The following is a 23,297-nucleotide window of genomic DNA, read 5'->3' as shown; positions in this document are numbered from 1 at the left end:
GTGCAGGCAAGTTTTCCATTTGCCATCTACGCTTAATTTTGAAGGTGTATCACCGGGCACGTTGTTCTCATCGTCGATAAAATGGCATGAGAGTTGCTGTGTTTTAGCAAGAGACGTCGTTCAGTTTACCTCTTCCGGGAGCCTCTACTATTCATATGAACGGCTCTTAACCTGTGCTAAAAAACGAAAGGACGGCATACCATGAATATATTCGATCACTATCGCCAGCGATATGAAGCTGCCAAGGACGAAGAGTTCACACTGCAGGAGTTTCTTACCACTTGTCGGCAAGATCGCAGTGCTTATGCCAACGCGGCTGAGCGGCTATTGATGGCTATCGGTGAGCCTGTCATGGTCGATACAGCCCAGGAACCCAGACTTTCTCGACTCTTTTCTAACCGGGTCATTGCACGTTATCCGGCGTTTGAAGAGTTTTACGGCATGGAAGACGCGATTGAACAGATTGTCTCTTATCTGAAACACGCGGCTCAGGGGCTGGAAGAGAAGAAACAAATCCTGTATCTGCTGGGGCCTGTGGGTGGGGGTAAATCATCGCTTGCTGAGCGACTGAAATCATTAATGCAGCTCGTACCGATTTATGTATTGAGCGCCAACGGTGAGCGTAGCCCGGTCAACGATCATCCGTTCTGTCTTTTCAATCCGCAGGAAGATGCGCAGATTCTGGAAAAAGAGTATGGCATTCCTCGCCGTTATCTCGGCACCATCATGTCGCCGTGGGCGGCAAAACGCCTGCATGAATTTGGTGGCGATATCACTAAGTTCCGGGTAGTGAAGGTCTGGCCGTCAATTCTGCAACAAATTGCTATCGCCAAAACGGAACCCGGTGATGAGAACAACCAGGACATCTCCGCGCTGGTTGGGAAAGTCGATATTCGTAAACTCGAACACTACGCGCAGAATGACCCGGACGCCTACGGCTATTCCGGTGCACTGTGCCGCGCCAACCAGGGGATCATGGAATTCGTTGAGATGTTTAAAGCACCGATTAAAGTGCTGCATCCCTTGCTAACCGCCACTCAGGAAGGTAACTACAACGGGACGGAAGGTATCTCCGCCCTGCCGTTCAACGGGATTATTCTCGCCCACTCGAACGAATCCGAATGGGTCACTTTCCGTAATAACAAAAACAACGAAGCCTTCCTCGATCGTGTTTACATCGTGAAGGTGCCGTATTGCTTGCGCATTTCCGAAGAGATCAAAATCTACGAGAAATTGCTTAATCACAGTGAATTGACTCACGCCCCCTGCGCCCCTGGCACGCTGGAAACGCTGTCACGTTTTTCCATTCTTTCGCGCCTTAAAGAGCCAGAAAACTCCAGCATTTATTCAAAGATGCGGGTTTATGATGGCGAAAGTCTGAAAGACACAGATCCCAAAGCCAAGTCGTATCAGGAATATCGTGACTACGCCGGTGTCGATGAAGGGATGAACGGTCTGTCGACGCGTTTTGCGTTTAAGATCCTCTCCCGCGTGTTCAACTTCGATCATGTAGAAGTGGCGGCAAACCCGGTCCATCTGTTCTACGTCCTGGAACAGCAGATCGAGCGCGAGCAGTTCCCGCAAGAACAGGCGGAACGCTATCTGGAGTTCCTGAAAGGTTACTTGATCCCGAAATATGCCGAGTTTATCGGCAAAGAGATCCAGACGGCCTACCTTGAATCCTATTCCGAATATGGGCAAAACATTTTCGACCGTTATGTTATCTACGCGGATTTCTGGATTCAGGATCAGGAGTATCGCGATCCGGATACCGGGCAGTTGTTTGATCGCGAGTCTCTTAACGCCGAGCTGGAGAAAATCGAGAAACCGGCGGGGATCAGTAATCCAAAAGATTTCCGCAACGAGATTGTTAACTTCGTACTGCGCGCCAGAGCGAATAACAGCGGACGCAATCCGAACTGGACCAGCTATGAAAAACTGCGCACGGTTATCGAGAAGAAAATGTTCTCCAATACCGAGGAGCTGTTGCCGGTTATTTCGTTTAACGCCAAAACGTCAACCGACGAGCAAAAGAAACACGACGATTTTGTCGACCGTATGATGGAAAAAGGCTACACCCGTAAACAGGTGCGTTTACTGTGCGAATGGTATTTGCGCGTACGTAAATCGTCTTAACAACCCTGGCCCGGTACACATGCTACCGGGCCTACAACGACAGCGAACCGTGGGCCAGAGAAGCGGCAACACAGGCGTAGCATACAGTTGGCAAATGTAGTACGGGGGGCATATGACCTGGTTTATTGACCGGCGTCTGAACGGCAAAAACAAAAGCATGGTGAATCGCCAGCGTTTTTTACGCCGTTATAAAGCGCAAATTAAACAGTCGATCTCCGAGGCCATTAATAAGCGTTCGGTGACTGACGTCGACAGCGGCGAGTCTGTATCCATTCCCACGGAAGATATTAGCGAACCGATGTTTCATCAGGGGCGTGGCGGTCTGCGCCACCGCGTGCATCCGGGCAATGACCATTTCGTCCAGAATGACCGAATTGAACGTCCCCAGGGTGGCGGCGGAGGTTCCGGCAGTGGTCAGGGCCAGGCCAGCCAGGATGGTGAAGGTCAGGATGAATTTGTCTTTCAGATTTCGAAAGATGAGTATCTTGATCTGCTCTTTGAAGATCTGGCCTTACCGAATCTGAAACAAAACCAACAACGCCAGCTGACCGAATATAAAACGCATCGGGCGGGTTATACCGCTAACGGCGTTCCGGCCAATATCAGCGTTGTGCGTTCCTTGCAGAACTCACTGGCGCGACGCACAGCCATGACGGCAGGCAAGCGGCGGGAACTTCATGCACTGGAAGAGAATTTGGCCATCATCAGCAACAGTGAACCTGCGCAGCTGCTGGAAGAGGAACGTCTGCGCAAAGAAATTGCAGAATTACGTGCCAAAATTGAACGCGTCCCTTTTATTGACACCTTCGATTTACGTTACAAGAACTACGAGAAGCGGCCCGATCCCTCCAGCCAGGCAGTGATGTTTTGCCTGATGGACGTTTCCGGTTCAATGGATCAGTCCACTAAAGATATGGCTAAGCGTTTTTATATTCTGCTGTATCTGTTCCTTAGCAGAACGTATAAGAACGTGGAAGTCGTATACATCCGCCATCATACCCAGGCGAAAGAAGTCGATGAACATGAGTTTTTCTACTCGCAGGAAACTGGCGGCACCATTGTTTCCAGCGCCCTGAAACTGATGGATGAGGTAGTGAAAGAGCGTTATAACCCGGCACAGTGGAATATTTACGCGGCACAAGCATCGGACGGCGATAACTGGGCCGATGACTCTCCGCTTTGCCATGAAATCCTGGCGAAAAAATTATTACCCGTCGTTCGTTATTACAGCTATATCGAAATTACCCGTCGTGCACATCAGACACTATGGCGAGAATATGAGCATCTGCAATCTACTTTCGACAACTTTGCGATGCAGCATATCCGCGACCAGGATGATATTTATCCGGTGTTCCGTGAACTGTTTCATAAACAAAATGCAACAGCTAAAGACTAAAACTATCAGCCGGGTCATTATCGCCTGGCTGATTTTTAGCTCACTGTAAATTATCTAATTTATTACATACATTAGCTTACAATCGCTTTAAATATGACAGCATAACCTTTACACAATTTAGTTCCAGAAAACAATCATTCGGAAAAATGATTCGGTCAACACGTGTTTCCCTGGGGTTATTCTTTAAATATTTTTTATCGTTAACGAAAATTGATCCTGGTCAAAACTATATATCTCTGCCATCAATAAAATCCAGCACTCACATTGCTCTCCTTTTTATGGCTTCTATGGGTACACAAAAATTAAAAGCTCAAGGCTTTTTTATTTTCAGCTTATTGCTGACGTTAATTTTATTTTGCATTACTACCTTATATAACGAAAACACGAATGTAAAACTCATCCCACAGATGAATTACCTGATGGTTGTTGTGGCTTTGTTTTTCCTTAACGCCGTCATTTTTCTTTTCATGTTAATGAAGTATTTCACTAACAAACAAATTTTACCAACACTCATTTTAAGCCTTGCATTTTTAAGTGGCCTTATCTATTTAGTTGAAACCATTGTAATTATCCATAAGCCAATCAACGGCAGTACACTGATCCAGACAAAGTCGAATGATGTTTCTATTTTCTATATTTTCCGCCAACTCAGTTTCATTTGTTTAACCTCGCTGGCGCTCTTTTGTTATGGGAAAGACAACATCCTTGACAACAATAAGAAAAAAACTGGCATTCTGTTACTGGCGCTGATTCCTTTTTTAGTTTTTCCCCTTCTGGCGCACAATCTGAGCAGTTATAACGCTGACTATTCTTTGTATGTCGTCGATTACTGTCCGGACAACCATACTGCGACCTGGGGAATCAACTATACAAAAATATTGGTTTGTCTGTGGGCATTTTTACTGTTCTTTATTATCATGCGTACACGATTAGCCAGCGAACTATGGCCGTTAATAGCATTATTATGTCTGGCATCGCTATGCTGCAACTTACTTCTACTGACTCTGGATGAGTATAATTACACCATCTGGTATATCAGTCGCGGGATTGAAGTTTCCAGTAAACTGTTTGTGGTGTCTTTTCTGATTTATAACATTTTTCAGGAACTGCAACTCTCCAGCAAACTGGCAGTTCATGATGTACTGACCAATATTTATAATCGGCGCTACTTTTTCAACAGCGTAGAGTCATTATTGTCGCGACCTGTTGTTAAGGACTTCTGTGTCATGCTGGTTGATATTAATCAGTTCAAACGCATCAATGCCCAATGGGGACATCGTGTGGGTGATAAAGTGCTGGTTTCAATTGTCGATATTATCCAGCAAAGCATCCGCCCCGATGATATTTTAGCGCGACTGGAGGGTGAGGTGTTTGGCTTGCTATTTACCGAACTCAATAGTGCCCAGGCAAAAATCATTGCGGAACGTATGCGTAAAAATGTCGAACTCCTGACCGGCTTTAGTAACAGATATGATGTTCCTGAGCAAATGACCATCAGTATTGGCACGGTTTTTTCAACGGGTGACACACGTAATATCTCGCTTGTCATGACGGAAGCAGATAAAGCCTTACGCGAAGCGAAAAGCGAGGGGGGCAACAAAGTGATTATTCATCATATTTAAGTGCAAAAATATTCAGAGCCATGCTTTTTGCGTGGCTTTTGCATACAATTTATTACTATTACCCCTAAATTTCCCCTCCCCAGCGGCGCAGAGATGAGTATAATTAGCGCCCCTGTGCCAGGCCGCAATCGAACTTTATCTGGTTTTCTCGTTTCACTAACCGAAGGAGTGCCATTTATCATGAAATTGCACCATAGAATGCTCCGGCATTTTATCGCCGCAAGTGTCATTGTGCTGACATCTTCCTTCCTTATTTTTGAACTTGTCGCCAGCGACAGAGCAATGAGTGCCTATCTGCGCTATATCGTGCAGAGAGCAGACTCCTCCTTTCTTTATGATAAGTATCAGAATCAGAGTATTGCCGCGCATGTGATGCGCGCTCTCGCTGCTGAGCAGTCGGAAGTATCGCCAGAACAGCGGCGCGCCATCTGCGAGGCTTTTGAGTCTGCCAATAATACCCATGGCTTAAACCTGACTGCCCATAAATACCCGGGCTTACGCGGCACACTACAAACCGCATCCACTGACTGCGACACAATTGTGGAAGCTGCTGCACTATTACCCGCTTTTGATCAGGCAGTGGAAGGCAACCGCCACCAGGATGATTACGGTTCAGGTCTTGGGATGGCCGAAGAGAAATTTCACTATTATCTCGATCTCAATGACCGCTATGTCTATTTTTATGAGCCGGTTAATGTTGAGTACTTTGCGATGAATAACTGGTCTTTCCTGCAGTCAGGAAGTATTGGCATCGATCGCAAAGATATTGAAAAGGTATTTACCGGGCGTACCGTTTTATCGAGCATTTACCAGGATCAGCGTACTAAACAGAACGTGATGAGTTTGCTGACGCCGGTATATGTCGCAGGGCAGCTAAAAGGGATTGTGCTGCTGGATATTAATAAAAACAATCTGCGGAATATCTTTTACACTCATGACCGCCCTCTCCTCTGGCGTTTTCTCAATGTCACGCTAACCGATACCGATTCGGGGCGCGACATTATCATCAACCAGAGCGAAGATAATCTGTTCCAGTATGTCAGTTACGTCCATGACTTACCGGGCGGCATTCGTGTCTCGTTATCCATTGATATTCTTTACTTTATCACGTCTTCGTGGAAAAGCGTTCTGTTCTGGATTTTGACGGCGTTAATTTTGCTGAATATGGTGCGGATGCACTTCCGTTTATACCAAAATGTGTCGCGAGAAAATATTAGTGATGCGATGACAGGACTGTATAATCGCAAAATTTTAACCCCTGAACTGGAGCAGCGGTTGCAAAAACTGGTGCAATCCGGTTCTTCGGTGATGTTTATTGCAATTGACATGGACAAGTTAAAGCAAATAAATGACACCCTCGGTCATCAGGAGGGGGATTTAGCGATTACGTTATTAGCTCAGGCGATTAAACAGTCGATTCGTAAAAGTGATTATGCCATCCGACTCGGTGGCGATGAATTCTGCATCATTCTAGTCGATTCGACGCCGCAAATTGCAGCACAACTGCCTGAACGTATCGAAAAACGTCTGCAACATATCGCGCCGCAGAAAGAGATCGGCTTCTCTTCCGGTATTTACGCGATGAAAGAAAACGATACGTTACATGATGCGTATAAAGCTTCCGATGAGCGTTTATATGTCAATAAGCAGAACAAAAACAGCCGTTCATGATAACCTTCTGTGGTTGTTTGCTTGTAATCTCAGGAGCATGAAATGACTGAAATGGCTAAAGGAAGCGTGACGCATCAGCGGTTAATCGCTTTATTATCACAAGAAGGTGCTGACTTCCGCGTCGTTACCCATGAAGCGGTAGGTAAATGTGAAGCGGTGTCAGAAATTCGTGGCACCGCTTTAGGCCAGGGGGCTAAGGCACTGGTATGTAAAGTCAAAGGCAATGGTGTAAATCAACATGTTCTGGCGATCCTCGCGGCCGATCAACAGGCCGATCTGAGCCAACTCGCCAGCCATATAGGCGGATTACGCGCTTCGTTGGCCAGCCCGGCGGAAGTCGATGAACTCACAGGCTGTGTCTTCGGCGCGATCCCCCCTTTCAGCTTCCATCCAAAACTCAAACTGGTTGCCGATCCCCTACTCTTCGAACGATTTGATGAAATCGCCTTCAATGCAGGCATGCTGGATAAATCCGTTATTTTGAAAACCGCGGATTATTTGCGCATTGCGCAACCAGAACTGGTCAATTTCCGCCGCACTGCGTAACTAGCCTGTCCGTTCGATTAGAAGAACGGACAAAACCAGCACAACAGCAATGGCAAAAAACGATGACGTGATAATCAGTGTCTCGACGAACATTTGATCGTTCATAGTATGCCCCCGGGAGATAGCTGTTTTCACGTTATTGTTAGCGTGCACAAATTGCAATTTGATGACAGTTCGCCTGATTTTTTATGCAAAAAACGTAAAGATTTTCTACTTCCTTCCTGCAGCAAGCGTAAAGTAAGCAGGCTTATTATTTTTTGGCAAGGAAACCACGATGTTTGATGTCACTTTGCTGATCCTGCTCGGGTTAGCTGCGCTGGGCTTTATCAGTCATAACACCACTGTCGCCGTTTCAATTCTGGTGTTAATCATTGTCCGCGTCACACCGTTAAGCACCTTTTTCCCGTGGATTGAAAAACAGGGGCTAAGTATCGGGATAATCATTCTGACGATTGGCGTTATGGCCCCCATCGCCAGCGGGACGCTACCGCCCTCAACCCTGATTCACTCGTTTCTGAACTGGAAATCGCTGGTGGCAATTGCAGTAGGCGTTATTGTCTCCTGGCTAGGTGGGCGCGGCGTGACGTTAATGGGCAGCCAGCCGCAACTGGTCGCCGGGCTGCTGGTGGGCACTGTTTTGGGCGTGGCGCTGTTTCGCGGCGTACCGGTTGGCCCGCTTATTGCCGCGGGTCTGGTTTCGCTGATTGTGGGGAAACAGTAGTTAATCCCGCAATATATCGGCCTGGCGTTTGCCCCAGGCCTTTCTTAAACATAGTAATAAAGGCCGTTGTTGAATCATACCCCAGCGTATGAGCAACTTTCTGTACAGTATCGCCTTTCACTAATCCCTGAAGCGCCATAATCAGCTGTAACTGCTGACGCCACTGGCGAAAACTCAACCCCGTCTCTTTCACTATCAGTCGGGCAAGATTGCGTTCACTCATCGCAAAAAAGCGAGCCCATTGCCCCAATGACCCCCACTCGACGGGCTCTTTCGCCATCATCTCCACCATCGCGCGAATTTTAGGATGAGAAGAAACGGGTAGGTGCAGCTGTTGTTGTGGCTGCTGAGGGAGTTCATCAAACAGGACCTGAATTAATCTGCGGGTCATCGGCTCAGCACGCTGAGTCGACGTTCTGTTTGCCAGGGTTAAAATTAATTCCCGGCATAAGGGCGATATTTTCAATGTGCAACAGGTTGTCGGCATTGTCACTGCGCTGGGTTCGATAAACAGAAAACAGAGTTCAGCGTTAGCTGTCACTTGATTGCTATGTTCCACCCCGCCCGGTATCCAAACCGCATATTGCGGTGGCACCATCCACAAAGCATTTTCCACCGTACAGGTAATTGCACCATGTAGCGCCAGTATCAGCTGTCCTTTGCGGTGCTGATGTACAGGACTGGTTAACTCATCCGTTCCGGCGTGAATACAAAATGCGACCGCGGCTTCATGGTGTCGGTCGGGTTCATAGCCATTGAGATTCAACCTGTGCATCATTTTGTCCGAATTTAGCGATAATTTGTCATTTTAGCTTGATTCAACATAACAATAAAAACGGTAAGGTACAGCCTCGTTTGTAACAATGAGAAGCATATGACCTGTTCAACTTCATTAAGCGGCAAAAACAGGATTGTCCTTATCGCTGGCATTCTAATGATTGCCACAACATTACGCGTCACCTTTACCGGCGCAGCACCGTTACTGGATACGATTCGTTCCGCTTACTCGCTGACGACGGCGCAAACCGGCTTATTGACCACCCTGCCATTATTAGCCTTTGCGCTAATCTCACCTCTGGCTGCCCCGGTGGCGCGACGTTTTGGTATGGAACGTAGCCTGTTTGCCGCGTTACTTTTGATCTGTGCTGGCATCGCAATTCGCTCTCTCCCTTCGCCTTACTTCTTATTTGGCGGTACAGCGGTCATTGGCGGTGGGATTGCATTAGGCAATGTCTTACTGCCAGGATTAATTAAACGCGATTTCCCTCATTCCGTCGCCAGACTTACCGGCGCATATTCCCTGACAATGGGAGCTGCAGCGGCACTGGGATCGGCTATGGTCGTGCCGCTGGCTTTGAACGGTTTTGGCTGGCAAGGCGCGTTGCTCATGCTGATGTGTTTTCCTCTGCTGGCTCTTTTTTTATGGCTGCCACAGTGGCGAAGTCAACAACATGCAAATTTGAGTACCTCACGCGCCTTACATACTCGGGGTATCTGGCGTTCTCCGCTTGCCTGGCAGGTAACATTGTTTCTTGGGATCAACTCACTGGTCTATTACGTGATTATTGGCTGGCTTCCGGCGATCCTCATCAGTCACGGCTATAGCGAAGCACAGGCGGGTTCACTGCATGGTTTGCTGCAACTAGCCACAGCAGCTCCCGGTTTGCTGATCCCACTTTTCTTACATCATGTGAAAGATCAGCGTGGTATTGCAGCGTTCGTTGCCTTGATGTGCGCAGTGGGCGCGGTTGGGCTCTGCTTTATGCCAGCGCACGCGATCACCTGGACTCTGCTTTTCGGCTTTGGTTCCGGCGCAACAATGATACTGGGATTGACGTTCATTGGTCTTCGGGCAAGTTCTGCGCATCAGGCGGCGGCACTCTCGGGGATGGCACAATCCGTCGGGTATTTGCTGGCAGCCTGTGGGCCGCCGCTGATGGGTAAAATACACGATACTAACGGTGACTGGTCCATACCATTGATGGGTGTTGCCATACTTTCACTACTGATGGCGATTTTCGGACTTTGCGCCGGGAGAGACAAAGAAATTCGCTAATATCCGGTGCTATAGTGACGTGACCAATCATGCGTGGAAGGGAGAACAAACACGATGAATATTCAGTGCAAACGCGTTTATGATCCGGCAGAACAGAGCGATGGTTATCGTGTACTGGTCGACCGCCTCTGGCCGCGTGGTATCAAAAAAACCGATTTAGCCCTTGATGAGTGGGATAAAGAAATCACGCCGTCAACGGAACTGCGCAAAGCCTTTCACGGCGAAGTCGTCGATTTTGCAACCTTTCGCGAGCAATATCTTGCAGAACTGGCGCAACACGAGCAAGAAGGAAAGCGGCTGGCGGACATCGCCAAAAAACAGCCGCTGACCCTGCTCTACTCAGCCAAAAACACCACGCAGAACCATGCGCTGGTGCTGGCCGACTGGCTACGTAGCTTGTGATTTTAGTACAGCATCCGGCGGTTATTTTTCACCAGCCGGATGGTCCCGTCGCCACAATGCCCATTCATCAATCGTTTCACCGCCCGGTAATTTGCAATTGTTGCTGACCCCTTGCGCTGTCTGCACTGGAATGAGCGTCCCGCCCTTCTGCTGGCAATAGACCGACGCCGGATTTGCCATACCAATCTGCGGCGGTTTGGGTGCTTCTGGCTGAGAAGGGGTTGAACAACCAGCCATGACCAGCAAGCAAGGCAGAACAAAACTGATAATTTTCATTTATTGATCTCACATATTTATCCAGACTTAGAGTATCGCGGTATCGTTTTGTTTTGCAGCACTATTTTTATTACATTCACTCAAATCATATTACGCCTTGTTTCATCTTTGTTGATGATGTTTTATCATGCCTGCAAAGATTAAATAATCAGCATTTACCCGCCGTATCCTGGAGTTGTTTCGTGTCAGATCAGATTATCGCCCGCGTCTCGCAATCCCTTGCCAAAGAACAGTCACTGGAAAGTCTGGTCCGACAGCTTCTGGAGATGCTGGAAATGGTCACTGATATGGAATCAACCTACCTGACCAAAGTGGATGTCGAAGCGCGCCTGCAGCATATTATGTTTGCCCGTAACAGCCAGAAAATGCACATCCCGGAGAATTTTACCGTCTCGTGGGATTACTCGTTATGCAAACGCGCCATTGATGAAAACTGCTTTTTCAGCGATGAAGTCCCTGACCGTTGGGGCGACTGTATTGCGGCACGCAATCTTGGCATCACCACATTTCTGAGCACGCCAATTCACTTACCGGATGGATCATTCTATGGCACGCTTTGCGCCGCCAGTAGTGAGAAGCGCCAGTGGAGTGAACGCGCGGAACAGGTTTTACAGTTATTCGCCGGACTGATTGCACAATATATTCAAAAAGAGGCACTGGTTGAACAGCTGCGCGAAGCCAATGCTGCGCTGATTGCGCAATCGTATACCGACTCGTTAACCGGGCTACCGAATCGGCGGGCGATTTTTGAAAACCTGACGACGCTGTTTTCTCTCGCCCGGCATCTTAACCATAAGATAATGATCGCGTTTATCGATCTGGATAACTTCAAATTAATCAACGATCGTTTTGGTCATAATAGTGGTGATTTGTTCCTCATTCAGGTTGGCGAGCGCCTTAATACGCTCCAGCAAAATGGCGAAGTTATTGGCCGTCTCGGCGGTGATGAGTTTTTGGTTGTTTCACTGAACAACGAGAATGCGGATATTTCGTCTCTGCGAGAACGTATTCAGCAGCAAATACGCGGAGAATATCACTTAGGTGATGTTGATTTGTATTATCCCGGTGCCAGTCTTGGCATAGTAGAAGTCGATCCTGAAACGACCGATGCAGACAGTGCCCTGCATGCTGCCGATATCGCGATGTATCAGGAGAAAAAACACAAACAGAAAACACCTTTTGTCGCGCATCCAGCGCTACATTCCTGAGGCGTATTCACATTCTTTTGATTGGTGATAACATGCGAATCGGTATTATTTTTCCGGTTGTAATCTTTATTACAGCGGTCGTATTTTTAGCATGGTTTTTTATTGGCGGCTATGCTGCCCCGGGAGCATAAAGATGAAAAAAACAACGATTATTATGATGGGTGTGGCGATTATTGTCGTACTCGGCACTGAGCTGGGATGGTGGTAACGTCACATCTAGAAAATAGCAAAGGCTGCCTGTGTGCAGCCTTTGTGCAATTTACGCGTTAACTTTTAATCTTTCTGTAGATAAACAGCACGACAATCGCGCCAATAACGGCAACCACGAAGCTGCCAAAATTGAAGCCATCGACTTTACCAAAGCCAAACAGCGTGCTGATCCATCCGCCGACTACGGCACCGACTATCCCCAGCAGGATAGTCATAAAGAATCCACCACCATCTTTACCTGGCATGATCCACTTCGCCAGAATACCGGCAATAAGCCCAAAAATAATCCATGACAGAATGCCCATTGTTTCCTCACTTATCTGTTTTGCATTAGCGGGTTAGTCGCTGATAAAAAGCATAGCACAACATCGGGAGGGCAAGATTTGTGACGAGCATCACGGAGGATTTTTTTGCGATGGCGCAGAAATTGCGCCATCAACGATCAGTAATAATTACCAACCACAAACATCATGTTCGTTTTCCGTGTCATAAGAACGCACGGTATTCACCAGATCTTTTATCACTTCAGCCGCCACTTCTGGCACCAGTAAAGTCATCGGCGTCTCTGTTTCATAATCGACAGAAACGCCATTACTGTTATTGGTGACGGTCACGGTATACGTTGCTTTGCCCATGATTCATTTCCCGTTATGAATGACTTTCCGTTGTTGCGCGCCTTCCATCAGGACTTCAGGAGCAACGAAGAAGTCAATGTTGAAATAAGTATCGTCAGTCATGGCTTCAATGTTGTGCCACTTTTCTGGAGGGAACACCGCAAACTGCCCCGCTTCGATAAGGATCACCTGATCAGGCTCTGCACTGTGTTCATCAGGGTAGCCGAGATATTTGACCGCCCCATGCATAACGGAAAGGCGTGGGTAAACCCCCGGGCGCGTTCCTTTATCAAGATGACGTTCGAATATTCCGGCAGGCGCAGTTTGTTTATTCCAGAAAGGCGTTGAGCGCGTATGAATATAATTCTGTGGGATTTGCAGCATCCTTTTCCCTCCTTCGGTGAATGCGCTGAAAACGGTTTATTTCAGCCGTTTCAGGGTACGCCTGATAATTTGCATTTTAAATACCATTTATTGGTTACTATTTAGCACCGTATCAGAGAAGAATCAGGGAGGATTACAGGTGGGAAGCCCGCGACAACGCGGGCTGAATGCATCAGGACTGGAGCGTCGCCAGTCGGGCGGCGAAACCCACAAACATCAAACCAATCAGTGAGTTGCCCACTTTAGCCAGTTTCTTTTTGGTACGTATGTACTGTGTGACAAAAGCACCAGAAATAATCAGGAAGCTCAAATAGCAGAAACTCACCAGTTCCAGCGTCGTCGCCAGAATAAAGAATGAAATTCCCGTATGTGGGGCATTAACATCGATAAACTGTACGAAAAACGACACATAGAACAAAATGGCTTTCGGATTAGTCAGGCTCAAAATTAACGCGCGTTTAAAAATGGCACCGTATTGGGGCTCATCGGATTTGGCCTCGTTATTTTTACCCTTCAGGGTCGCGTAGAGAATTTTACTCCCCAGATAGAGCAAATAAAATGCACCAAGATAACGTACAATGTTGAATAATATCGGGGTGGTCTTAATTAATGTCGCAACTCCAGCCCATGCCAGAAACATCAATACCGCATCGCCAATAAATACACCACAGGCAGCAAGATAACCGCCTTTCATACCGCTACTGACGCTATTTTTGAGCACAAACAGGGTATTTGGCCCTGGCACCAACACAATAAAAATGGCCCCAACCAGATAGGTCCAGTAATTCAGAACCCCGTATTCAGCGAACACATTAACCTCTTTAATTATCTTTCGATCATGCGCGATTAAAGGTGAATATGCTAACCAATCTGTAGCGGCTTAGAAAGGAGAAAATCAGGTTTTAACCCGATATCAACCCGATAATTGAATCATTAATCAGGCATGCTCCAGTGAAAAATTCGGGTAGTGCTCGGCAAAATACTGGCGTAAAAATTCTACCGTTATCCGCACTTTCGCTGACGTCGCCAGCCTTGAAACATAAACGGCCCAGACGTTCGCTGGCTGGTAATATTCCGGTAGCACTTGTACTAAATGACCACTGGCAATGTTTTCGCTAACATCCCACCAGGAGCGCAGAGCAATCCCCTGCCCATCGAGACACCACTGATGGACAATTTCTCCATGATTAGACGACAGTGGGCCGGTGACTTTAATCGCATGGTGGTCTTCTTTATTGCGTAATTGCCAGACACCAAAAGGATGATCGCGCTCTTTAATGACCAGACATGGCAATGCAGAAAGATCGGTTAAATGTTTCGGCGTGCCATGTTGCGCAATAAATTCCGGCGAAGCGCAGAGAATGCGGTAATTGGTCGCCAGTTTGCGGGCGATTAAATTAGGGGCGATGTCATCGCCAATGCGAATATCGAGATCGACACCTTCATTGACCAAATCGACCAACCGGTCTTCCACATCAAAACGTAATTCCAGTTGCGGATACGCTTTCGCCAGCGCTGATAACGCCGGAGCCACTACCTGTCGTCCAAAACCAAAGCTGCTGATAATACGCAGCATCCCCTGCGGCACCTGACGCACATCAGAAAGTTCGTCCATCATCTGACCGACATCCTGCAAAATCCGCTGCGCCCATTCATAAATCCGCTCTCCTTCTTCGGTAATGGTGACGCGGCGGGTGGTGCGGTGTAACAACACCACGTTTAGCGTTTGCTCCAGCAAGGCGATGCGCTTGCTGACGAACGCCGGAGAAACGCCCAGTTCTTCCGCCACGGCGGCAAAACCAGCCCGGCGAGCCACCAGCATAAAGACGCGCAAATCGTTCAGCAGCGGTAAATTATTCATGATTCGTGTTTTATGTTTCACCAGTTACAGGGATTAATTCCTTTTCAGTCAATTATAGGATGGTGATGTTGTCAATTTTGATGGTCAGGAAGTGAGAACCCAATGATGAAAACGATGCGTATTGCTGCGATCCCGGGAGACGGGATTGGCAAAGAAGTCCTTCCTGAAGGGATTCGCGTGTTACAGGCTGCCGCTGAGCGCTGGGGCTTCGCCTTGAGTTTTGAGCAAATGGAGTGGGCGAGCTGCGAGTATTACAGCCATCACGGTAAAATGATGCCGGACGACTGGCATGAGCAACTTAGCCGTTTCGACGCCATCTATTTTGGTGCCGTCGGCTGGCCGGACACCGTTCCGGACCATATTTCGTTGTGGGGTTCGCTGCTGAAATTTCGTCGTGAATTCGACCAGTACGTCAACCTGCGCCCGGTTCGTCTCTTTCCTGGCGTTCCCTGCCCGCTGGCGGGAAAACAGCCTGGCGACATCGATTTTTACGTGGTCAGGGAAAACACCGAAGGCGAATATTCCTCGCTCGGCGGCAGAGTGAATGAAGGTACAGAGCATGAAGTCGTCATTCAGGAATCGGTATTTACGCGTCGTGGTGTCGATCGCATTTTGCGTTATGCCTTCGAACTTGCGCAAAGCCGCCCACGTAAGACGCTAACTTCTGCCACTAAATCGAACGGTTTAGCCATCAGCATGCCGTACTGGGATGAGCGAGTGGAAGCAATGGCTGAGAATTACCCGGAGATCCGCTGGGACAAGCAGCATATTGACATTCTCTGCGCACGTTTTGTGATGCAGCCGGAACGCTTCGATGTGGTAGTGGCGTCCAATTTGTTTGGCGATATCCTTTCCGATCTTGGCCCGGCCTGCACCGGCACCATTGGCATTGCCCCATCCGCCAACCTGAATCCGGAACGCACTTTCCCGTCGCTCTTCGAACCAGTCCACGGTTCCGCGCCGGATATCTACGGGAAAAACATTGCTAACCCTATCGCCACAATTTGGGCCGGTGCAATGATGCTCGATTTTCTCGGCAATGGCGATGAGCGTTTCCAGCAAGCGCATAACGGTATTCTGGCAGCGATTGAAGAAGTGATTGCTCACGGGCCGAAAACACCGGATATGAAAGGCAGTGCCACCACGCCACAGGTTGCCGACGCGATTTGCAAAATTATTTTGCGTTAAGGTCAAACCAGTTTATTTGAACCGCGTCACTGACGCGGTTTTTTTATTCGTTCTTTGCAGTTAATAACCTGCGTCATTTCACCTTTTATTGTTTCCGTTTCGTGTTTTATGGCTTTCCGTATTCTTAATTGTTTAATTTATGTAACATGCAAATAATCAATTTGTTAAACACAACATGCAACTCATTACCCTGCAAATAATTACAACTGGCAAAAGCCAGAGACGGGCTTTTATGCCCAGGAGATGACTCATGATGAGCAATGTTAAGAAAAAAGATGTGCCGCTGATAAGCATCAGCCTGGTGGCCATTCTTTTCATCGCAGCTGCATTAAGCCTTTTCCCACAACAATCGGCCGACGCGGCCAACGCAATATACACTTTTGTTACGCGTACGTTAGGTTCCGCCGTACAGGTATTGGTTTTGCTGGCAATGGGACTGGTGATTTATTTAGCCACCAGTAAATACGGCAATATTCGTCTTGGAGAAGGAAAACCGGAATACAGCACGCTCTCCTGGCTGTTTATGTTTATTTGTGCCGGTTTAGGTTCTTCTACGCTTTATTGGGGGGTTGCTGAATGGGCCTATTATTATCAAACACCTGGATTAAATATCGCACCGCGTTCACAACAGGCACTCGAATTTAGCGTCCCTTACTCCTTCTTCCACTGGGGCATCAGCGCCTGGGCAACTTATACGCTGGCCTCATTAATCATGGCTTATCACTTTCATGTGCGGAAAAACAAAGGTCTGAGCCTTTCCGGCATTATTGCCGCGATTACCGGCGTTCGCCCGCAAGGCCCGTGGGGAAAACTGGTCGATTTGATGTTCCTGATCGCCACTGTCGGTGCGCTGACCATTTCCCTTGTTGTTACCGCAGCAACCTTTACTCGTGGGCTTTCCGCGCTGACCGGTTTACCCGATAACTTCACCGTGCAGGCATTTGTGATCCTGCTTTCCGGCGGCATTTTTTGCCTAAGCTCGTGGATTGGTATCAACAACGGTTTGCAACGTCTGAGCAAAATGGTTGGCTGGGGCGCGTTCCTGCTGCCATTACTGGTGCTGATTGTCGGTCCAACCGAATTTATTACCAACAGCATCATCAATGCCATCGGCCTGACCACGCAAAACTTCCTGCAAATGAGCTTATTCACCGATCCGCTTGGCGATGGTTCATTTACCCGCAACTGGACCGTTTTCTACTGGCTGTGGTGGATCTCATACACCCCTGGCGTAGCAATGTTTGTCACCCGCGTTTCACGCGGTCGTAAGATTAAAGAAGTTATCTGGGGACTGATCCTCGGCAGCACCGTCGGTTGCTGGTTCTTCTTCGGCGTAATGGAAAGCTATGCCATTCACCAGTTTATCAATGGCGTAATCAACGTCCCACAGGTGCTGGAAACACTGGGCGGCGAGACAGCTGTGCAGCAAGTTCTGATGTCGTTGCCAGCCGGTAAATTGTTCCTCGCCGCATACCTGGGCGTGATGATTATTTTCCTTGCCTCGCATATGGATGCGGTGGCCTACACCATGGCGGCGACCAGTACGCGAAATCTTAAGGAAGGTGACGACCCTGACCGTGCTCTTCGCCTGTTCTGGTGCGTGGTGATCACCCTGATTCCACTGTCTATCTTATTTACTGGCGCGTCGCTGGAAACCATGAAAACCACTGTGGTACTTACAGCCCTGCCCTTCCTCGTTATTTTACTGGTGAAAGTCGGTGGCTTTATTCGCTGGCTGAAGCAGGATTACGCCGATATCCCGGCCCATCAAGTTGAAGATTATCTCCCGCAGACACCGGTAGAAGCATCGGAAAAAAATCCGCTGATCCCGGCAGGAACCGTATTCAAAGGCGACAACTGAGCGCCATCATCCTAACGATAAAGGTATCCCTATGAGCAATCTGAGCCCTGACTTTGTACTACCCGAAAATTTTTGCGCTAACCCGCAAGAGGCGTGGACCATTCCTGCCCGTTTTTATACCGATCAGAACGCCTTTGAACACGAAAAAGAGAACGTCTTCGCCAAAAGCTGGATTTGCGTCGCTCACAGCAGCGAACTGGCGAATGCCAATGATTATGTGACGCGTGAGATCATTGGCGAAAGCATCGTGCTGGTACGTGGTCGTGATAAGGTTTTGCGCGCGTTCTATAACGTTTGCCCGCACCGTGGTCATCAGTTATTGAGCGGCGAAGGGAAAGCGAAAAATGTGATTACCTGCCCGTATCACGCCTGGGCATTCAAACTCGATGGTAACCTGGCCCATGCGCGTAACTGCGAAAACGTCGCCAATTTCGATAGCGACAAAGCGCAACTGGTTCCGGTGCGTCTGGAAGAATATGCCGGATTCGTCTTCATCAACATGGACCCCAACGCCACCAGCGTAGAAGATCAGTTACCAGGTCTGGGCGCAAAAGTGCTGGAAGCCTGCCCGGAAGTCCACGATCTGAAACTGGCGGCCCGCTTTACCACCCTCACGCCTGCCAACTGGAAGAACATTGTCGATAACTATCTCGAGTGCTATCACTGTGGTCCGGCGCATCCAGGCTTCTCCGACTCCGTTCAGGTTGATCGTTACTGGCACACCATGCACGGTAACTGGACGCTGCAATACGGTTTCGCCAAACCGTCAGAACAGTCTTTCAAATTCGAAGAGGGCACGGATGCGGCATTCCACGGTTTCTGGCTGTGGCCGTGCACGATGCTGAACGTCACCCCAATCAAAGGGATGATGACGGTCATTTATGAATTCCCGGTGGATTCTGAAACTACCCTGCAAAACTACGATATTTACTTCACCAATGAAGAGTTAACCGACGAGCAAAAATCGCTGATTGAGTGGTATCGCGATGTGTTCCGTCCGGAAGATTTACGTCTGGTTGAAAGCGTACAGAAAGGGCTGAAATCGCGTGGCTATCGTGGTCAGGGGCGCATCATGGCCGACAGTAGCGGTAGCGGAATTTCCGAACATGGTATCGCCCACTTCCATAATCTGCTGGCGCAGGTGTTTAAGGACTAATGACATCGGCGGCGGTATTTTCCGCCGCTGGGCTGATTTTTGATGGAGTACAGCAATGTCAGACTATCAAATGTTTGAAGTACAGGTGAGCCAGGTTGAACCGCTTACCGAACAGGTGAAACGCTTCATGCTGGTGGCAACCGATGGCAAACCATTACCTGCGTTTACCGGAGGAAGTCACGTCATTGTGCAGATGAGCGATGGTGATAACGAGTACAGCAATGCGTATTCACTACTGAGTTCGCCGCATGACACCTCTTGTTATCAGATTGCCGTTCGGCTGGAGGAAAACTCGCGCGGCGGTTCCCGCTTTTTACATCAGCAGGTAAAAGTGGGCGATCGGTTAACGATTTCAACGCCTAATAACCTGTTTGCGCTAATTCCCTCGGCCAGAAAGCATCTGTTTATCGCGGGCGGCATTGGTATCACCCCTTTCCTGTCGCACATGGCAGAGTTGCAACACAGCGACGTCGACTGGCAGCTACATTACTGCACGCGAAATCCAGAAAGTTGCGCATTTCGTGATGAGCTAGTCCAGCATCCGCAGGCTGAGAAAGTCCATTTGCATCATTCATCAACCGGAACACGACTGGAATTAGCGCGATTATTGGCGGATACCGAACCTGGCACACATGTTTATACCTGTGGCCCCGAGGCGCTAAATGAAGCGGTAAGAAGTGAAGCTGCGCGTCTGGACATCGCCGCCGATACGCTGCACTTTGAGCAATTTGCGATTGAAGACAAAACCGGCGATGCATTTACCCTGGTGCTTGCCCGTTCCGGTAAAGAGTTTGTGGTGCCGGAAGAGATGACTATTTTGCAGGTTATTGAAAATAATAAAGCCGCGAAAGTGGAATGTTTATGTCGTGAAGGGGTATGCGGAACCTGCGAAACGGCAATACTGGAAGGTGAAGCTGACCATCGGGATCAGTATTTTAGCGATGAAGAGCGTGCCAGCCAGCAAAGTATGTTGATCTGTTGTTCGCGTGCGAAGGGTAAACGCCTGGTGTTGGATTTGTAGTTTGCCGAAGCCGGACTGAGCGCGCCCAGTCCGGCTTCGGAAGATTTTACTGCGGATATTCCTGCAATAAATTGTGTAATGCTTCCGCCATCAGCTCACCACGCCATCCGGAAATCAGCTCCGGCAAATTGTTCTGCGGTTTCAGTTTCCAGTGCCAGTTCAGCAGCTGGTTGATTTGCCGACGCGATGCCAGCAATTCGGCGCTGATCTTGTGCGTTTCGCTCACGTCAGTAATCAACGACTTAATCGCTTTAAATGCTTTACGATAACCCGGCATGTCCATCAGGTTAAGCATCGGCTGCGGTAAGGCCTCTTCCGGCAATGCCTGCGCTTTTTCCACCAGCGCCAGCAGCGTTTTACCGTGAAAGCGGATTTCGCTACCGGATAAGCCCAGGCTGTCCAGTTCGCCTAAACTTCCCGGCATATAACGCGCTACAGACCACAAATGCTCTTCACGCACGACAAAGTTCACTGCCAGATCGCGCTCCCGAGCCTTGCGCAGTCGCCAGTCGGCTAACAGTTGCAGACAGGCCAGTTGGCGTGTGCGTAACTGCCAGGCATTGGTGATATCACGCCAGGCATCTTCCGGTGCAACGACTTCCTGACGGCGCATTTGCATCAGGCGGCATTCATCCAGCGCCGCAGGTAGCCAGCCGGAGGCCTCCGTTTCTACCATAAGCTTTGCGGTGATCGGTAACAGATACCAGACATCCGCCGCTGCGTATTCACACTGACGTTCGGTCAGCGGTCTGGCCAGCCAGTCGGTGCGCGATTCACTCTTATCCAGCGTAACGCCGGAATACTCTTCCACCATGGAAGCGAAACCCCATGACATCGGGCGTCCGCAGAAGGCAGCAAGGATTTGCGTGTCAATCAAGGGTTGTGGTAATTCGCCAAAGACATTGAGGAACACTTCCAGATCTTCACTGCCCGCATGGAGAAATTTTGTGATGGACGGATCGCGCAGGATCGCTTTCAGCGGTGACCAGTCGGAGATCCCGAGAGGATCAATTAGCGCCAGATGCTCGCCATCGAAAAGTTGAATCAACCCCAGCTGCGGGTAATAAGTGCGCGTACGAACAAATTCAGTATCCAGGGCTATCGCCGGAAAGGCACGGACGGCTTCACACAAAGAAGCCAGCGCATCGTCCGTGGTAATCATTTGGTAATTCAAATTGTATTCTCTTTAGTGGGCGTCAAAAAAAACGCCGGATTAACCGGCGTCTGACGACTGACTTAACGCTCAGGCTTTATTGTCCACTTTGCCGCGCGCTTCGTCACGTAATTCTCGTCGCAAAATTTTTCCGACGTTAGATTTCGGTAACTCATCACGAAACTCCACCAGCTTCGGTACTTTGTAGCCCGTGAGCTGACGGCGGCAAAAAGTCACCAGTGACTCTTCGGTAAGCGATGGATCTTTTTTCACTACGAAGATTTTCACCGCTTCACCACTGGAGCCGGAAGGTACGCCAACAGCCGCGACTTCCTGTACGCCAGGATGCTGCATGACGACATCTTCAATCTCGTTGGGATAGACGTTAAAACCGGAAACCAGAATCATGTCTTTTTTACGATCGACAATGCGCAGGAATCCTTCTTCATCCATCACCGCGATGTCGCCGGTGTGTAACCAGCCATTTTTGATGATTTCATCGGTAGCATCCGGACGCTGCCAGTAACCCAGCATCACCTGCGGTCCTTTGACACAAAGCTCACCCGGTTGACCCGGTGGTACTTCGTTGTCGTCGTCATCCACCAGTTTGGCTTCCGTCGATGGCACCGGCAAACCGATGCTACCACTATGATAATCAATATCATACGGGTTAACGCTGACCAGCGGCGCACACTCGGTCAGGCCATAACCTTCCAGCAGATACTGCCCTGTCAGTTTCACCCAACGTTCTGCCACCACTTGCTGAACAGGCATCCCACCGCCTGCGGAAAGGTGCAGACTGGAGAAATCCAGCTGCTGGAACTCTTTATTGTTCAGCAACGCATTGAATAAGGTGTTAACGCCAGTGATAGCGGTAAACGGATATTTCGCTAACTCTTTTACCAACCCTGGAATATCGCGCGGGTTAGTGATAAGCAGGTTCTGCCCACCCAGTTCGATAAACAGCAGGCAGTTAATGGTCAGTGCAAAAATGTGATAAAGCGGCAGCGCCGTCACCACCAGCTCTTTGCCCGGATGCAACAGCGGACCATAGGTCGCGTTAACCTGTTCCAGGTTCGCCAGCATATTGCGGTGAGTCAGCATCGCGCCTTTCGCCACACCAGTGGTACCGCCGGTGTATTGCAGGAAAGCTAAATCTTCCGGCACCAGTTCGGGTTTGACGTACTGCATCCGGTAGCCGTTGTGCAGGGCGCTACGAAATGAAATGGCATCTGGCAGATGGTATTTCGGCACCAGACGCTTGATGTATTTAACAACGAAATTGACTACCGTGCCTTTTGCCGTAGATAGCTGATCGCCCATACGGGTCAGAATTACGTGCTGAACGGCGGTTTTATCAACCACTTTTTCCAGAGTGTGGGCAAAGTTAGACACGATAACAATCGCCGATGCGCCGCTATCGTTAAGCTGATGCTCAAGTTCACGCGGGGTATACAACGGGTTAACGTTTACGACAATCATCCCGGCACGCAAAATGCCAAACAGCGCCACCGGATATTGCAATAAATTAGGCATCATCAACGCAACGCGATCGCCTTTCTTCAGTCCCAACCCTTGTTGCAAATAAGCGGCAAACGCGCGACTGCGTTCTTCCAGCTTGCGGAAGGTCATCACCTCCCCCATATTCACAAACGCAGGCTGATCGGCGTAGCGCGCGACCGACTGCTCAAACATATCTACCAGAGATTGATAACGGTCAGGGTTGATCTCCGTCGGAACGTCCGCGGGATAACGGTTAAGCCAAACCTTCTTCAATTCTTCACCTCTAAAATGCGTGTTCGTCGTCATCGCAAC

Annotated in this window: 25 protein-coding genes; 15 read left to right on the top strand and 10 right to left on the bottom strand. The window is 48.9% G+C overall.

Annotation, left to right across the window (positions count from 1 at the left end):
* Positions 1-201: 201 nt before the first annotated feature.
* From yeaG to yeaK, 5 genes are all read left to right on the top strand, one after another.
* A complete protein-coding gene (gene yeaG / locus ACJHWK_RS11700) occupies positions 202-2,136 on the top strand; it encodes a protein kinase YeaG (RefSeq protein ID WP_072664145.1) in 1,935 nt (644 codons plus the stop codon).
* A 112-nt stretch (positions 2,137-2,248) separates the two neighbouring features.
* The gene (locus ACJHWK_RS11695; protein WP_000219686.1) at positions 2,249-3,532 is read left to right on the top strand and encodes a YeaH/YhbH family protein; all 1,284 of its coding nucleotides are present in this window, start codon (positions 2,249-2,251) and stop codon (positions 3,530-3,532) included.
* A gap of 146 nt (positions 3,533-3,678) precedes the next feature.
* Complete coding sequence (locus ACJHWK_RS11690; protein WP_000621404.1) at positions 3,679-5,154, top strand: GGDEF domain-containing protein; 1,476 nt, start codon at positions 3,679-3,681, stop codon at positions 5,152-5,154.
* A 180-nt stretch (positions 5,155-5,334) separates the two neighbouring features.
* The gene (gene dgcJ / locus ACJHWK_RS11685) at positions 5,335-6,825 is read left to right on the top strand and encodes a diguanylate cyclase DgcJ (protein ID WP_000766137.1); all 1,491 of its coding nucleotides are present in this window, start codon (positions 5,335-5,337) and stop codon (positions 6,823-6,825) included.
* A 42-nt stretch (positions 6,826-6,867) separates the two neighbouring features.
* On the top strand, positions 6,868-7,371 hold the full coding sequence (yeaK, locus tag ACJHWK_RS11680) for a mischarged aminoacyl-tRNA deacylase (protein ID WP_000138043.1): 504 nt from the start codon (positions 6,868-6,870) through the stop codon (positions 7,369-7,371).
* Here yeaK and yoaI read toward each other — a convergent pair whose 3' ends face one another.
* Complete coding sequence (yoaI, locus tag ACJHWK_RS11675; RefSeq protein ID WP_000999630.1) at positions 7,372-7,476, bottom strand: small membrane protein YoaI; 105 nt, start codon at positions 7,474-7,476, stop codon at positions 7,372-7,374.
* A 169-nt stretch (positions 7,477-7,645) separates the two neighbouring features.
* On the opposite strand from yoaI, the gene ACJHWK_RS11670 reads away from it, so the two are divergent.
* Positions 7,646-8,092: a DUF441 domain-containing protein gene (locus tag ACJHWK_RS11670; RefSeq protein ID WP_000460707.1), complete on the top strand. Its 447-nt coding sequence runs from the start codon at positions 7,646-7,648 to the stop codon at positions 8,090-8,092.
* On the opposite strand, the gene nimR is transcribed toward ACJHWK_RS11670, so the two are convergent.
* The gene (nimR, locus tag ACJHWK_RS11665; RefSeq protein WP_000972237.1) at positions 8,049-8,870 is read right to left on the bottom strand and encodes a DNA-binding transcriptional regulator NimR; all 822 of its coding nucleotides are present in this window, start codon (positions 8,868-8,870) and stop codon (positions 8,049-8,051) included. The genes ACJHWK_RS11670 and nimR overlap by 44 nt on opposite strands.
* Positions 8,871-8,966: 96 nt before the next feature.
* Here nimR and nimT point away from each other — a divergent pair, with 96 nt between their 5' ends.
* Positions 8,967-10,148 carry a 2-nitroimidazole transporter gene (gene nimT / locus ACJHWK_RS11660; protein ID WP_000128459.1) on the top strand — a complete coding sequence of 394 codons (1,182 nt, stop codon included), beginning with the start codon at positions 8,967-8,969 and terminating at the stop codon, positions 10,146-10,148.
* Between the two features lie 54 nt (positions 10,149-10,202).
* Positions 10,203-10,550 carry a DUF488 domain-containing protein gene (locus ACJHWK_RS11655; protein WP_001025381.1) on the top strand — a complete coding sequence of 116 codons (348 nt, stop codon included), beginning with the start codon at positions 10,203-10,205 and terminating at the stop codon, positions 10,548-10,550.
* Positions 10,551-10,571: 21 nt separating this feature from the next.
* Here ACJHWK_RS11655 and yoaF read toward each other — a convergent pair whose 3' ends face one another.
* Complete coding sequence (yoaF, locus tag ACJHWK_RS11650) at positions 10,572-10,826, bottom strand: DUF333 domain-containing lipoprotein YoaF (RefSeq protein ID WP_001520678.1); 255 nt, start codon at positions 10,824-10,826, stop codon at positions 10,572-10,574.
* Positions 10,827-11,008: 182 nt separating this feature from the next.
* Between yoaF and dgcP the strand changes: the two genes are divergently transcribed.
* From dgcP to yoaJ, 3 genes are read left to right on the top strand one after another with little or no spacing between them, the layout of a single operon-like run.
* Positions 11,009-12,034 carry a diguanylate cyclase DgcP gene (gene dgcP / locus ACJHWK_RS11645; RefSeq protein ID WP_001306169.1) on the top strand — a complete coding sequence of 342 codons (1,026 nt, stop codon included), beginning with the start codon at positions 11,009-11,011 and terminating at the stop codon, positions 12,032-12,034.
* Between the two features lie 32 nt (positions 12,035-12,066).
* Positions 12,067-12,165: a YoaK family small membrane protein gene (locus ACJHWK_RS11640; protein ID WP_001219350.1), complete on the top strand. Its 99-nt coding sequence runs from the start codon at positions 12,067-12,069 to the stop codon at positions 12,163-12,165.
* A 2-nt stretch (positions 12,166-12,167) separates the two neighbouring features.
* Positions 12,168-12,242 carry a protein YoaJ gene (yoaJ, locus tag ACJHWK_RS11635; RefSeq protein WP_001386836.1) on the top strand — a complete coding sequence of 25 codons (75 nt, stop codon included), beginning with the start codon at positions 12,168-12,170 and terminating at the stop codon, positions 12,240-12,242.
* A gap of 58 nt (positions 12,243-12,300) precedes the next feature.
* On the opposite strand, the gene ACJHWK_RS11630 is transcribed toward yoaJ, so the two are convergent.
* The 5 genes from ACJHWK_RS11630 to dmlR form a co-directional block, all read right to left on the bottom strand.
* On the bottom strand, positions 12,301-12,549 hold the full coding sequence (locus ACJHWK_RS11630) for a GlsB/YeaQ/YmgE family stress response membrane protein (protein WP_000512153.1): 249 nt from the start codon (positions 12,547-12,549) through the stop codon (positions 12,301-12,303).
* 147 nt (positions 12,550-12,696) lie between these two features.
* The gene (locus ACJHWK_RS11625) at positions 12,697-12,879 is read right to left on the bottom strand and encodes a DUF1869 domain-containing protein (protein WP_000513737.1); all 183 of its coding nucleotides are present in this window, start codon (positions 12,877-12,879) and stop codon (positions 12,697-12,699) included.
* A 3-nt stretch (positions 12,880-12,882) separates the two neighbouring features.
* Positions 12,883-13,242 carry a DUF1971 domain-containing protein YeaR gene (gene yeaR, locus ACJHWK_RS11620; protein ID WP_000939323.1) on the bottom strand — a complete coding sequence of 120 codons (360 nt, stop codon included), beginning with the start codon at positions 13,240-13,242 and terminating at the stop codon, positions 12,883-12,885.
* A gap of 172 nt (positions 13,243-13,414) precedes the next feature.
* Positions 13,415-14,053 carry a leucine efflux protein LeuE gene (gene leuE / locus ACJHWK_RS11615; protein WP_000457202.1) on the bottom strand — a complete coding sequence of 213 codons (639 nt, stop codon included), beginning with the start codon at positions 14,051-14,053 and terminating at the stop codon, positions 13,415-13,417.
* A gap of 126 nt (positions 14,054-14,179) precedes the next feature.
* The gene (gene dmlR, locus ACJHWK_RS11610; protein ID WP_170886289.1) at positions 14,180-15,103 is read right to left on the bottom strand and encodes a DNA-binding transcriptional regulator DmlR; all 924 of its coding nucleotides are present in this window, start codon (positions 15,101-15,103) and stop codon (positions 14,180-14,182) included.
* A gap of 102 nt (positions 15,104-15,205) precedes the next feature.
* Here dmlR and dmlA point away from each other — a divergent pair, with 102 nt between their 5' ends.
* The 4 genes from dmlA (at position 15,206) to yeaX (ending at position 20,329) form a co-directional block, all read left to right on the top strand.
* The gene (dmlA, locus tag ACJHWK_RS11605) at positions 15,206-16,291 is read left to right on the top strand and encodes a multifunctional D-malate/3-isopropylmalate/tartarate dehydrogenase (protein ID WP_000978495.1); all 1,086 of its coding nucleotides are present in this window, start codon (positions 15,206-15,208) and stop codon (positions 16,289-16,291) included.
* 250 nt (positions 16,292-16,541) lie between these two features.
* Positions 16,542-18,152 (top strand): BCCT family transporter YeaV, encoded by a 1,611-nt coding sequence (gene yeaV, locus ACJHWK_RS11600; protein ID WP_001520685.1) that lies wholly within the window; start codon positions 16,542-16,544, stop codon positions 18,150-18,152.
* Positions 18,153-18,183: 31 nt separating this feature from the next.
* The gene (gene yeaW, locus ACJHWK_RS11595) at positions 18,184-19,308 is read left to right on the top strand and encodes a carnitine monooxygenase, oxygenase subunit YeaW (protein WP_000067814.1); all 1,125 of its coding nucleotides are present in this window, start codon (positions 18,184-18,186) and stop codon (positions 19,306-19,308) included.
* Between the two features lie 55 nt (positions 19,309-19,363).
* Positions 19,364-20,329 (top strand): carnitine monooxygenase reductase subunit YeaX, encoded by a 966-nt coding sequence (gene yeaX, locus ACJHWK_RS11590; protein WP_001520687.1) that lies wholly within the window; start codon positions 19,364-19,366, stop codon positions 20,327-20,329.
* Between the two features lie 46 nt (positions 20,330-20,375).
* On the opposite strand, the gene rnd is transcribed toward yeaX, so the two are convergent.
* Together rnd and fadD are read right to left on the bottom strand one after the other, a co-directional pair.
* On the bottom strand, positions 20,376-21,491 hold the full coding sequence (gene rnd / locus ACJHWK_RS11585) for a ribonuclease D (protein WP_001335321.1): 1,116 nt from the start codon (positions 21,489-21,491) through the stop codon (positions 20,376-20,378).
* 81 nt (positions 21,492-21,572) lie between these two features.
* On the bottom strand, positions 21,573-23,258 hold the full coding sequence (fadD, locus tag ACJHWK_RS11580) for a long-chain-fatty-acid--CoA ligase FadD (RefSeq protein WP_000758422.1): 1,686 nt from the start codon (positions 23,256-23,258) through the stop codon (positions 21,573-21,575).
* Between the last annotated feature and the right edge of the window lie 39 nt (positions 23,259-23,297).

The organism is Escherichia sp. WS547, assembly GCF_046486065.1.
Lineage (GTDB): Bacteria > Pseudomonadota > Gammaproteobacteria > Enterobacterales > Enterobacteriaceae > Escherichia > Escherichia coli.
Note: the sequence above shows the minus strand (reverse complement) of the source record. Positions and strands in the feature narration are given on the sequence as shown.

Bases quoted from the DNA above. Each gene is read 5' to 3' on its own strand.
- yeaG (WP_072664145.1), top strand. From the start codon at position 202: ATGAATATATTCGATCACTATCGCCAGCGATATGAAGCTGCCAAGGAC.
- ACJHWK_RS11695 (WP_000219686.1), top strand. From the start codon at position 2,249: ATGACCTGGTTTATTGACCGGCGTCTGAACGGCAAAAACAAAAGCATG.
- ACJHWK_RS11690 (WP_000621404.1), top strand. From the start codon at position 3,679: ATGATTCGGTCAACACGTGTTTCCCTGGGGTTATTCTTTAAATATTTT.
- dgcJ (WP_000766137.1), top strand. From the start codon at position 5,335: ATGAAATTGCACCATAGAATGCTCCGGCATTTTATCGCCGCAAGTGTC.
- yeaK (WP_000138043.1), top strand. From the start codon at position 6,868: ATGACTGAAATGGCTAAAGGAAGCGTGACGCATCAGCGGTTAATCGCT.
- yoaI (WP_000999630.1), bottom strand. From the start codon at position 7,476: ATGAACGATCAAATGTTCGTCGAGACACTGATTATCACGTCATCGTTT.
- ACJHWK_RS11670 (WP_000460707.1), top strand. From the start codon at position 7,646: ATGTTTGATGTCACTTTGCTGATCCTGCTCGGGTTAGCTGCGCTGGGC.
- nimR (WP_000972237.1), bottom strand. From the start codon at position 8,870: ATGATGCACAGGTTGAATCTCAATGGCTATGAACCCGACCGACACCAT.
- nimT (WP_000128459.1), top strand. From the start codon at position 8,967: ATGACCTGTTCAACTTCATTAAGCGGCAAAAACAGGATTGTCCTTATC.
- ACJHWK_RS11655 (WP_001025381.1), top strand. From the start codon at position 10,203: ATGAATATTCAGTGCAAACGCGTTTATGATCCGGCAGAACAGAGCGAT.
- yoaF (WP_001520678.1), bottom strand. From the start codon at position 10,826: ATGAAAATTATCAGTTTTGTTCTGCCTTGCTTGCTGGTCATGGCTGGT.
- ACJHWK_RS11640 (WP_001219350.1), top strand. From the start codon at position 12,067: ATGCGAATCGGTATTATTTTTCCGGTTGTAATCTTTATTACAGCGGTC.
- ACJHWK_RS11630 (WP_000512153.1), bottom strand. From the start codon at position 12,549: ATGGGCATTCTGTCATGGATTATTTTTGGGCTTATTGCCGGTATTCTG.
- ACJHWK_RS11625 (WP_000513737.1), bottom strand. From the start codon at position 12,879: ATGGGCAAAGCAACGTATACCGTGACCGTCACCAATAACAGTAATGGC.
- yeaR (WP_000939323.1), bottom strand. From the start codon at position 13,242: ATGCTGCAAATCCCACAGAATTATATTCATACGCGCTCAACGCCTTTC.
- dmlR (WP_170886289.1), bottom strand. From the start codon at position 15,103: ATGAATAATTTACCGCTGCTGAACGATTTGCGCGTCTTTATGCTGGTG.
- dmlA (WP_000978495.1), top strand. From the start codon at position 15,206: ATGATGAAAACGATGCGTATTGCTGCGATCCCGGGAGACGGGATTGGC.
- yeaV (WP_001520685.1), top strand. From the start codon at position 16,542: ATGATGAGCAATGTTAAGAAAAAAGATGTGCCGCTGATAAGCATCAGC.
- yeaW (WP_000067814.1), top strand. From the start codon at position 18,184: ATGAGCAATCTGAGCCCTGACTTTGTACTACCCGAAAATTTTTGCGCT.
- yeaX (WP_001520687.1), top strand. From the start codon at position 19,364: ATGTCAGACTATCAAATGTTTGAAGTACAGGTGAGCCAGGTTGAACCG.
- rnd (WP_001335321.1), bottom strand. From the start codon at position 21,491: ATGATTACCACGGACGATGCGCTGGCTTCTTTGTGTGAAGCCGTCCGT.